Source organism: Streptococcus sp. S784/96/1, assembly GCF_902729355.1.
Lineage (GTDB): Bacteria > Bacillota > Bacilli > Lactobacillales > Streptococcaceae > Streptococcus > Streptococcus caledonicus.
In genome coordinates this window covers 1-9,578 of record NZ_CACVCC010000052.1, presented here as the reverse complement: position 1 = coordinate 9,578, position 9,578 = coordinate 1, and the positions used below count along the sequence as shown (strand labels likewise).

9 protein-coding genes are annotated in these 9,578 nt (G+C 39.6%); 6 read left to right on the top strand and 3 right to left on the bottom strand.

The genetic code is table 11. The annotated features are described in order from the left end of the window. On the top strand, positions 1 to 380 hold a 380-nt coding region (locus tag GZ996_RS11185), incomplete at its 5' end, for an LPXTG cell wall anchor domain-containing protein (RefSeq protein WP_162012094.1). A gap of 131 nt (positions 381 to 511) precedes the next feature. Here the strand turns inward: GZ996_RS11185 and GZ996_RS11180 are convergent. Together GZ996_RS11180 and GZ996_RS11175 are read right to left on the bottom strand one after the other, a co-directional pair. Next, positions 512 to 1,378: a metallophosphoesterase gene (locus GZ996_RS11180; RefSeq protein WP_162012093.1), complete on the bottom strand. Its 867-nt coding sequence runs from the start codon at positions 1,376 to 1,378 to the stop codon at positions 512 to 514. A gap of 479 nt (positions 1,379 to 1,857) precedes the next feature. Next, positions 1,858 to 2,934 (bottom strand): M24 family metallopeptidase, encoded by a 1,077-nt coding sequence (locus tag GZ996_RS11175; protein WP_162012092.1) that lies wholly within the window; start codon positions 2,932 to 2,934, stop codon positions 1,858 to 1,860. A 211-nt stretch (positions 2,935 to 3,145) separates the two neighbouring features. On the opposite strand from GZ996_RS11175, the gene ccpA reads away from it, so the two are divergent. The 5 genes from ccpA to thrS all read left to right on the top strand — a co-directional run bounded on the left by ccpA (position 3,146) and on the right by thrS (position 9,431). Beyond that, positions 3,146 to 4,153, top strand: coding sequence for a catabolite control protein A (gene ccpA / locus GZ996_RS11170; protein WP_156805505.1), 1,008 nt, complete (start codon positions 3,146 to 3,148; stop codon positions 4,151 to 4,153). Positions 4,154 to 4,296: 143 nt separating this feature from the next. Continuing rightward, positions 4,297 to 5,334, top strand: a complete 1,038-nt coding sequence (locus GZ996_RS11165) for a glycosyltransferase family 4 protein (RefSeq protein WP_162012091.1) — start codon at positions 4,297 to 4,299, stop codon at positions 5,332 to 5,334. A 15-nt stretch (positions 5,335 to 5,349) separates the two neighbouring features. Further along, positions 5,350 to 6,681 (top strand): glycosyltransferase family 4 protein, encoded by a 1,332-nt coding sequence (locus GZ996_RS11160; protein ID WP_162012090.1) that lies wholly within the window; start codon positions 5,350 to 5,352, stop codon positions 6,679 to 6,681. 307 nt (positions 6,682 to 6,988) lie between these two features. Continuing rightward, positions 6,989 to 7,396 carry a GNAT family N-acetyltransferase gene (locus GZ996_RS11155; protein WP_162012089.1) on the top strand — a complete coding sequence of 136 codons (408 nt, stop codon included), beginning with the start codon at positions 6,989 to 6,991 and terminating at the stop codon, positions 7,394 to 7,396. Positions 7,397 to 7,484: 88 nt separating this feature from the next. Continuing rightward, positions 7,485 to 9,431 carry a threonine--tRNA ligase gene (gene thrS / locus GZ996_RS11150; protein WP_156805501.1) on the top strand — a complete coding sequence of 649 codons (1,947 nt, stop codon included), beginning with the start codon at positions 7,485 to 7,487 and terminating at the stop codon, positions 9,429 to 9,431. 60 nt (positions 9,432 to 9,491) lie between these two features. Here the strand turns inward: thrS and GZ996_RS12315 are convergent, their stop codons facing one another. Further along, positions 9,492 to 9,578, bottom strand: a complete 87-nt coding sequence (locus GZ996_RS12315) for an IS3 family transposase (protein ID WP_161979366.1) — start codon at positions 9,576 to 9,578, stop codon at positions 9,492 to 9,494.

The window sequence follows — 9,578 nt, the reverse complement described above, 5'->3', positions numbered from 1 at the left end:
TGGAACCAGCACAACCAACTATTCCATTAACGAAATTGGAACCAGCACAACCAACTATTCCATTAACGAAATTGGAACCAGCGCAACCAATTATTCCATTAACGAAATTGGAACCAGCACAACCAGTTATTCCGTTAACGAAATTGGAACCAGCGCAACCAGTCATTCCGTTAACGAAATTGGAGCCAGCTATGACAGTGATGTCACTAGAAGTCACTAATTCAGTTAAAAGTTCCTTGGCTTCAAAAGAAGATACGGGCGTATTGTTACCAAAAACAGGAGAAGAGCAACTTTACCTCACAATGTTGGGTGGTCTCCTTTCTACTCTTGCGATAGCTGGTATTTGGATTTCAGACAAAAACAAAAAAACGAATGATTAGTTAATTGATTTCCTCATTATCTTTAGAAGGTCTGGGTGAGAAGGGGGAGTAGCGGAGCATCATTCTATCTATCGTATAAGATATGAAAAACACCCTAAGGCAAGTAAGATTGCTTTGGGGTGCTTTTATCTTTATGATTCTGACAATGAAAAAATAGTCATCGATTTTTTAAATTCTGATGTTAAATTTTCCCTAAGATATTGTTTGAAATCTTCACGTTTTTTGACAAGATTGTAACGTTTAGAGAGGTTCCAAGTGCCGGTAGGATTGAGGTGAGAATGTTTATTGACAAACTCAATGGTCAAGTCCCATTCACGAATATAACCAAGGGGTCTAGAATGGTATCTAATGCCATCAATAACTTGAGTGCCATAAGAGCGGTGTGCATGGCCGAAGACCACATCAGTGACAGGAAAAGTTGTAAAGATATCATGAAACTGTTGGCTACCTAAAAAGGCGTTGAAGGGCTTAAATGTTTCATGGGTTATGGTAAATAAGCTGTGCGGTACAAAATGCATGGCTAGAATGATGGGTTTGGTTTGTTGAGAGAGGATATCTTTTAAACGTTGATAGATTTGCTCACTCATCTCTTTATCAGACAAGGGCCGTTTTAAACGCCTATCAAACCAAAAAATAGTTTTAAAAGATAGATTTTCTGAGTCTGTTTTATCAGAAGAAAAGGAGTAATCATACCATCCGTGAAAAGTAATGAAAACCTTCTCATCCAAGTCATAAATTTGGAAATCAGTTGCTTCAATTTCTACCTCTGTTAAATCCAGCATGTCATGATTTCCTAGGTTGTAAGTTATCTTAAAATGCTCTGCCATTTTTTCAATAAAAGGAAGAGAAATCGTATGGTGATGGTTTGAAATATCGCCTGCAAGATGTAACCAAGAGATGTTTTGATTTTTCAGTGTCTGAATGAGTGTATGAACTTCAAAGTCGCTGAATTGATTGAGGTCAATGTGTAAATCACTCATAATAGCTAATTTTGTCATGGCTCAATTGTAGCATAAAAAAGAGAGTGGGACAAACCAGCACGATGGCGGAGCCCACACCCACAAAACAATGAAAACCAATAGGCAAAGCCCTCGCTAAGTGCTATACTCTTTGAGGGCTTTTTGAAGTTTTCGTATAAGAAGTCATGATTTCGAAGTCTTGACTTCCCCTCGCTCTCTGATTGCTAAGCTCAGGCTGAAACTGTCCACTGGACACTTTCACTCCCACCTCCGCACAGCTCCAAAGGTCTGGGAGACCTTTGGAGGTTGGAAATAAGATGAACGACGTTCATCACATTCGTATAGGATGGCCGCTAACGATTGCTTAGTACTAAAATAGTCCAGTGGATTATTTTAGGTGGACACTTGAAAATGAAAGAAGTATCCAGTTACAGACCTCCAATCAACCACTGCGCCAATCTGTTATTACTATCGAAAAAAAGAAGGTTGAGATATTTTTTATCCCAACCTCTTACGGTCTAATAATAAAGTAATTCTTTTGGTGTTGTGGTAAAGACTTCAAAGCCTGATTTAGTGACATGACCACAGTCTTCAATACGTACGCCAACTTTATCAGGAATGTAGATACCAGGTTCTACTGAGAAGCACATGCCTTCTTGGATCATCATGTCATTGCCAGCCATAATTGATGGGAACTCATGGACATCCATTCCTATTCCATGACCGAGACGGTGGTTAAAGTATTCCCCGTAACCAGCTTTTTCAATAACAGAGCGGGCAGCTGCATCAACTTCGCTAGCTGTAACACCTGGTTTGATAAAGTCTAGAGCTGCAAGCTGTGCTTCTAAGCATAGATTGTAGATATCTTGTTTGAATTGATCAGGTTTACCAACGGCAACTGTTCGGGTCATATCGCTCATATAGCCATTCGCTGATATACCAAGGTCAAATAATAGTAGAGCATCCTTTTCTAATCGGTTATTAGATGGGATACCATGTGGATTTGCGGCATTGTCACCAGTGAGCACCATGGTTTCAAAACTCATGCCATAACCAAGACGTTTCATGCCAAATTCGATTTCAGCGATAATGTCTGTTTCCGTTTTATCAAGAGAAATAGCTTCAAAACCAAGTTGAACAGCTTTATCAGCTAAATCACCTGCAAAGAACATTTTTTCAATTTCATCGGCAGATTTGATAAGTCGCATCTGTTGGACAACGGGTGTTAAGTCGCTAAAATCACCAGAAAAAACAGATTGAAGTCCCTTGAATTTTGTGACATTGAGGTTATCAAACTCTACAGCGACTTTTGGAAAATCAGTTTTAGGAAGAACAGCTTTGATTTTTTCCCATGGATTTTCTGAGTCCTGATAACCCACAACAGGAAAGTCCACAGTTTGCTCAGCTCTTGTCACATCTAGAGCTGGTAAGAAGAGAAGGGGACTTTTATCAGCAAACAAGAAAAGGTACATATGGCGCTCGTGTGGATCAGCGAAATAACCAGTCAAATAATTGATAGTTACAGGATCAGAAAGTACAGCGGCATAAAGGTCATGAGTTTCTAAGCGCTTAATGAGATCTGTTATTTTAGACATAGTATTCTCCTTTGATTCTAAGTAACTTATCTCTATTCTATGCCAAATTGCTAAAAAATCAAGTCTTTTCTGAAAAAGAGGGCAAATGTTAAGTAGAAAAAGCAGTTTTTAGAACATTTTTTCAAAAAAATTCGTCTTATTGCTTGAAAGTGTTTACAAAAGGTGCTAAAATAAAATGAAAACGATATTTTCATATAGAAAGGACATCCATATGAGTACAGATGATACAATTACGATTTATGACGTTGCCCGTGAAGCAGGTGTTTCCATGGCTACAGTCAGTCGTGTTGTCAATGGAAATAAAAATGTTAAAGAAAATACGCGCCAAAAGGTTTTAGAAGTGATTGACCGTTTGGACTATCGTCCCAATGCAGTTGCTCGAGGTTTAGCAAGTAAAAAAACAACAACTGTTGGTGTTGTTTTACCTAACCTTGCCAATTCCTACTTTTCGATTTTGGCAAAAGGGATTGACGATATTGCTGCGATGTACAAGTACAATATTGTCCTTGCCTCGAGTGATGAAGATGATGAAAAAGAAGTAGCTGTTGTTAACACGCTTTTTGCGAAGCAAGTTGACGGTATTATCTTTATGGGAAATCACCTCACAGATAAGATTAGAGCTGAATTTTCACGTTCACGGACACCAGTTGTATTGGCTGGAACAGTTGATTTAGAGCACCAATTACCTAGTGTTAATATTGACCACAGTGCGGCTATAACAGACGGTGTCAATGTGTTGGCGAAACATCATAAGCAAATCGCATTCATCTCAGGACCACTTATTGATGATATCAATGGCAAAGTGCGTCTTGCTGGCTATAAAGAAGGCCTTTCTAGCAACGGACTAACATTTGATGAAGGCCTTGTCTTTGAAGCTAATTATAGATACCAAGAGGGCTTTGCCCTAGCACAACGTGTCCTTAATGCAGGTGCTACTGCAGCTGTTGTTGCAGAAGATGAATTGGCTGCTGGTCTTTTAAATGGTCTTTTTGAGGCTGGTAAATCAGTGCCAGAAGATTTTGAAATCATCACAAGTAATGATTCGCCAATTGTGCAATACACACGTCCTAATATGACATCCATTAGCCAGCCTATCTATGATTTGGGAGCGGTAGCGATGCGCATGTTGACAAAAATCATGAACAAAGAAGAGTTAAATCAAAAAGAAATCCTTTTAAAACACGGACTTAAAGAACGTGGAACAACAAAAGGTCTTTAAACTGAAAATGATGATATGAAACAGGAGAGAGTGGGCTTAGCCATTATGCTGGTTTATCCCAATCTCTTTTCTTATGGCTCAATAACGTGATAAGCCTAGGGTGATGTTTTACTTTTAATTCAAAAAAAGCTATAATAACAGGTATGAGTGAAAAGTCATTACGTGTTAATATGTTGAGTTCTAGTGAAAAAGTTGCAGGGCAAGGGGTCTCTGGTGCTTATCGCGAATTGTTGCGTCTGCTTAAACGAGATGCTCAAAAAGAACTTGATATTACTGAAAATCAGTTTGTTCAGGCTGATATTACCCATTATCATACCATTGACCCATTATTTTACCTGTCTACTTTTTTCAAAAAAAGAGTCGGGCGTCGGGTGGGTTATGTCCATTTTCTTCCTGAGACATTGGAAGGAAGCCTCAAAATGCCTCGTCTATTTCAGAAGGTCTTGGGGAAGTATGTGACCTCATTTTATAACCGTATGGATCATCTTGTCGTCGTTAATCCAAGTTTTATTGATGACTTAGTTGCTTTTGGCATTGCGCGTGACAAGATTAGTTACATTCCTAACTTTGTGAATAAAGAAAAGTGGTATCCTTCCACCTTGGAAAAAAGGCAGATCACGAGAAAAGAATTCGGAATCACGGATGCTGATTTTGTTGTTTTAGGAGCTGGACAGGTTCAAAAACGTAAAGGAATTGATGATTTTGTTACCTTGGCTGAAAAACTGCCCCATATAACTTTTATCTGGGCAGGTGGTTTTTCGTTTGGTGGCATTACTGATGGTTATGAACATTATAAGACAATCATGGAAAATCCCCCTAAAAATTTGATTTTCACAGGTATTGTTGAAGCGGATAAGATGCGTGACTTGTATGCTGCTACGGATTTGTTTTTATTACCAAGTTACAATGAATTATTTCCAATGACCATATTAGAAGCGGCTAGTTGTGGAGCGCCCATTATGCTACGTGATTTAGAGCTTTATAAGGTGATTCTTGAGGGTTCTTATGTAGCAGCAAAAGACGTTTCTGATATGAATATGATGATTAGTGACTTAGCATGTGATGGTACCGCTTTGTCCAAATTAAAAGAGAAATCTAGGCAAATTTCAATAAATTACTCTGAAGAGAGACTTTTGCAAGTTTGGATTGACTTTTATCGAAATCAGGCGAAAGTGAAGTAGAAATAGGAGAAGTAGATGCGGATAGGTTTATTTACAGATACATATTTTCCACAAGTCTCAGGTGTTGCTACGAGCATTAGGACGCTAAAAGAGGAGTTGGAAAAGTCTGGTCATGAGGTCTATATTTTTACGACCACGGATAAAAATGTCAAGCGCTATGAAGATCCAACCATTATTCGCCTACCTAGTGTCCCTTTTATCTCTTTTACAGACCGACGAATTGCCTACCGTGGTATCATGACGTCGTTGAAAATCGCTAAGAGCTACAAACTAGATATTATTCATACGCAGACGGAGTTTAGTTTAGGGCTTTTGGGAAAAATGATTGGTAGGGCTTTAAAAATTCCAGTTGTACATACCTATCACACCCAGTATGAAGACTATGTTGGCTATATTGCCAATGGGAAACTCATTCGTCCTAGCATGGTTAAATACATTGTCAGAGGTTACCTTAGTGATCTTGACGGTGTGATTTGTCCCAGTCGTATTGTTCTGGAACTCCTAGATGATTATGACGTTAAAATTCCGAAACGGATTATTCCAACGGGAATTAATTTAGAACGTTTTATTTGTGAGGATATCTGTGAAGCAGACTGTTTAGCGCTTAGAAAAAAATTAGGTGTTTCGCAAACAGAAACCATGTTACTGAGTGTGTCACGTGTCTCTTCTGAGAAAAATATTCAAGCTGTACTTCGTAGTCTGCCAGAAGTTTTGTCTGAAAATAGTGATGTCAAATTAGTGGTCGCAGGGGATGGTCCTTATTTAGAGACTTTGAAAGAACAGGCTGAGGCATTAGAGATTACCGATCATGTGATCTTTACAGGAATGATTAGCCCAGATGAGGTAGCCCTCTATTACAAAGCCTGTGACTTCTTTATTTCAGCTTCTACTAGTGAGACTCAAGGGCTCACTTATTTAGAAAGTTTGGCTAGTGGACGTCCGATTATTGCTCATGGCAATCCTTACTTAGATGATTTGATTGACGACAAAACATTCGGTACACTTTATTATCATGCAGGTGATTTAGCGTCAGCTATTTTAGATGCTATCATTGATACTCCAAAAATAACTGAGCAACAGTTATTGGACAAACGCAGAGCTATTTCAGCGGAACAGTTTGGAAAAGCTATACATGAATTTTACCTTGATGTCATTATTTCAAAAAGTACTCAAACCACCCAAAAACGAGAAAAATTATCGTTGACAGTAGATAAAAACGGTGGTGAGACGAAATTGCTCATAGAGTCAGAAAAACGGTCTTTTCCAGAACGCCTTACTAAGAATACAGCTCAGGTTGTCAAAGCTCCGTTGAAATTAGTCAGAGGTATCCGAAATTTTTTAAACTAAACGGCTTTCAAAAAAATCATTTTAGACTTGAAATTTCATTGAAACTTGCTATAATACTTGTTAGAGACTTATCACTTGTAGGAAATCTTTGAGAGAGCTTGCGGTAGCTGGAAAGCAGGCAGAGGATACAAGCTGACACTACTCGGTATGATTTTATGCAAACATAAAAGGGTGGTCCCCTTATCGCCAAACATGAGGTCTATGACAAGTGTCTTTTTGTCATAGATGAATGAAGGTGGAACCACGTTACGACGTCCTTTTACGGGATGTCGTTTTTGTTTTTGTAGGTAAAGAAGGAGATATCCCTATGGTTATTATTAATTTAACTGATGGACAGGTTAAAGAAGTAGAAGAGGCATTGGAATGTTACGATGCTCAGTTCATTCGAACGCCACAAGATGGAAAAATTTCTATTGGCATTTTGGATGATACTGGTCAAGTAATTGCTGGGTTAGATGCAGTGATGACTGCCTTTAATATCCTTTACGTCTCAACCGTTTTTGTCGATGAAAGTCATCGTCGTCAAGGATTAGGTCGCCAGTTGATGGAAGAGATGGAAACACGTGCAAAGTTACTTGGTGCTAACACGATTCGACTCGACACCTTTGATTGGCAGGGTTATGATTTTTACAAAGCTCTTGATTATCAAGAAGTAGGACATTATGCTCACGAAGCTGATGGTTACTCTGAGCACTTTTTTGTCAAATTTATTTAAAGGTGAAATGGCAGAGTCAACCGTACCAATGGTTGGACGACGTAGTCTCTTAAGAAACAATTTTTGTAGAAACTAAAAGGAGAAACATATGATACACATTACTTTCCCAGATGGCGCGGTGCGCGAATTTGAATCTGGTGTGACTACTTTTGAAGTTGCGCAAACAATCAGCAACTCACTAGCTAAAAAAGCCTTGGCTGGTAAATTTAATGGCAAGTTGATTGACACAACACGTGCGATTACAGAAGATGGCAGTCTTGAAATTGTAACGCCTGACCATGAAGATGCGTTTGACGTACTTCGGCACTCTGCTGCTCACTTGTTTGCACAAGCTGCAAAACGTCTTTTCCCAGATATTCACTTGGGGGTAGGGCCTGCTATCCAAGATGGTTTTTATTACGATACGGACAATGCAGATGGGCAAATTTCAAACGAAGATCTTGAAAAAATTGAAGCCGAAATGGCGAAAATCGTCAAAGAAAACCACCCATGTATCCGTGAAGAAGTAACCAAAGAACAAGCCCTTGAAATCTTTGCGGATGATCCTTATAAGGTGGAATTGATTTCAGAGCATGCTGACGATGAAGCTGGTTTAACCATCTACCGTCAAGGGGAATTTGTTGACCTTTGCCGTGGTCCACACGTCCCATCAACTGGCCGTATTCAAGTCTTTAAATTGTTGAATGTGGCTGGTGCTTACTGGCGTGGAAATTCTGATAATGCTATGATGCAACGTGTCTATGGTACAGCTTGGTTTGACAAAAAAGATCTCAAAGCCTACCTTCAAATGCGTGAAGAAGCTAAAGAGCGTGACCATCGTAAATTGGGTAAAGAACTTGACCTTTTCATGATTTCACAAGAAGTGGGCCAAGGGTTGCCATTCTGGTTGCCAAACGGTGCCACTATCCGTCGTACTTTGGAACGCTATATCACAGATAAAGAATTAGCTTCAGGATACCAACATGTTTATACCCCACCTTTGGCATCAGTTGAGCTATATAAAACTTCTGGTCACTGGGAACATTACTCAGAAGACATGTTCCCAACTATGGACATGGGAGAAGGGGAAGAGTTTGTTCTTCGTCCGATGAATTGCCCACACCACATTCAAGTGTATAAACACAATGTGCGTTCTTACCGTGAACTTCCAGTTCGTATCGCTGAAATCGGAATGATGCACCGCTATGAAAAATCAGGTGCCCTTACAGGTTTGCAACGTGTGCGTGAAATGTCATTGAATGATGGCCATATTTTCGTCACACCTGAGCAAATCCAAGAAGAATTTCAACGTGCGCTTCAGTTGATTATTGATGTGTATGAAGATTTCAACTTGACAGACTACCGTTTCCGTCTTTCTTATCGCGATCCAGAAGACAAAGAGAAGTACTATGATAATGATGAGATGTGGGAAAATGCACAAACAATGCTAAAAGCTGCCCTTGATGAAATGGGAGTAGAGTACTTTGAAGCGGAAGGTGAAGCAGCTTTCTACGGTCCTAAATTAGATATCCAAGTGAAAACAGCTCTTGGAAACGAAGAAACCCTTTCAACCATCCAGTTGGACTTCTTGCTTCCAGAACGTTTTGGTCTCAAATACATCGGTGCTGATGGTGAGGAACATCGTCCAGTTATGATTCACCGTGGCGTTATCTCAACCATGGAACGCTTTACAGCTATCCTGATTGAAACGTACAAAGGTGCATTCCCAACTTGGTTGGCACCACATCAGGTAACGGTTATCCCAATCTCAAACGAAGCGCATATTGACTACGCTTGGGAAGTGGCGAAAGAGCTTCGCAATCACGGTATCCGTGCCGATGTTGATGAGCGTAATGAGAAAATGCAATACAAGATTCGTCAAAGCCAAACAAGTAAAATTCCTTACCAATTGATTGTCGGTGACAAGGAAATGGCTGACCGTGCAGTCAACGTTCGTCGCTACGGTAAGAAAGAAACACATACTGAGTCCCTTGACGAATTTGTCCAAACAATCCTTGCAGACATCGCGCGTAAATCACGTCCAGATGAGGAGTAATACTAAAAAAGAAGTCTAAATGTCAAGCCCCGTCTAAAATAGACAGTGTAAAAAAGAACATTAGTTAGTAAGGTATGACTCCCTGAATTCCATAGGGGTCATACCTTTTAATATTTCTTGTGGTCTATCATAGTTATACCAGTCCAT

What these genes read in the sequence shown, in the direction of transcription:
- GZ996_RS11180 (WP_162012093.1), bottom strand. Translation starts at nt 1,378, where the DNA reads ATGACAAAATTAGCTATTATGAGTGATTTACACATTGACCTCAATCAA.
- GZ996_RS11175 (WP_162012092.1), bottom strand. Translation starts at nt 2,934, where the DNA reads ATGTCTAAAATAACAGATCTCATTAAGCGCTTAGAAACTCATGACCTT.
- ccpA (WP_156805505.1), top strand. Translation starts at nt 3,146, where the DNA reads ATGAGTACAGATGATACAATTACGATTTATGACGTTGCCCGTGAAGCA.
- GZ996_RS11165 (WP_162012091.1), top strand. Translation starts at nt 4,297, where the DNA reads ATGAGTGAAAAGTCATTACGTGTTAATATGTTGAGTTCTAGTGAAAAA.
- GZ996_RS11160 (WP_162012090.1), top strand. Translation starts at nt 5,350, where the DNA reads ATGCGGATAGGTTTATTTACAGATACATATTTTCCACAAGTCTCAGGT.
- GZ996_RS11155 (WP_162012089.1), top strand. Translation starts at nt 6,989, where the DNA reads ATGGTTATTATTAATTTAACTGATGGACAGGTTAAAGAAGTAGAAGAG.
- thrS (WP_156805501.1), top strand. Translation starts at nt 7,485, where the DNA reads ATGATACACATTACTTTCCCAGATGGCGCGGTGCGCGAATTTGAATCT.
- GZ996_RS12315 (WP_161979366.1), bottom strand. Translation starts at nt 9,578, where the DNA reads ATGGACTGGTATAACTATGATAGACCACAAGAAATATTAAAAGGTATG.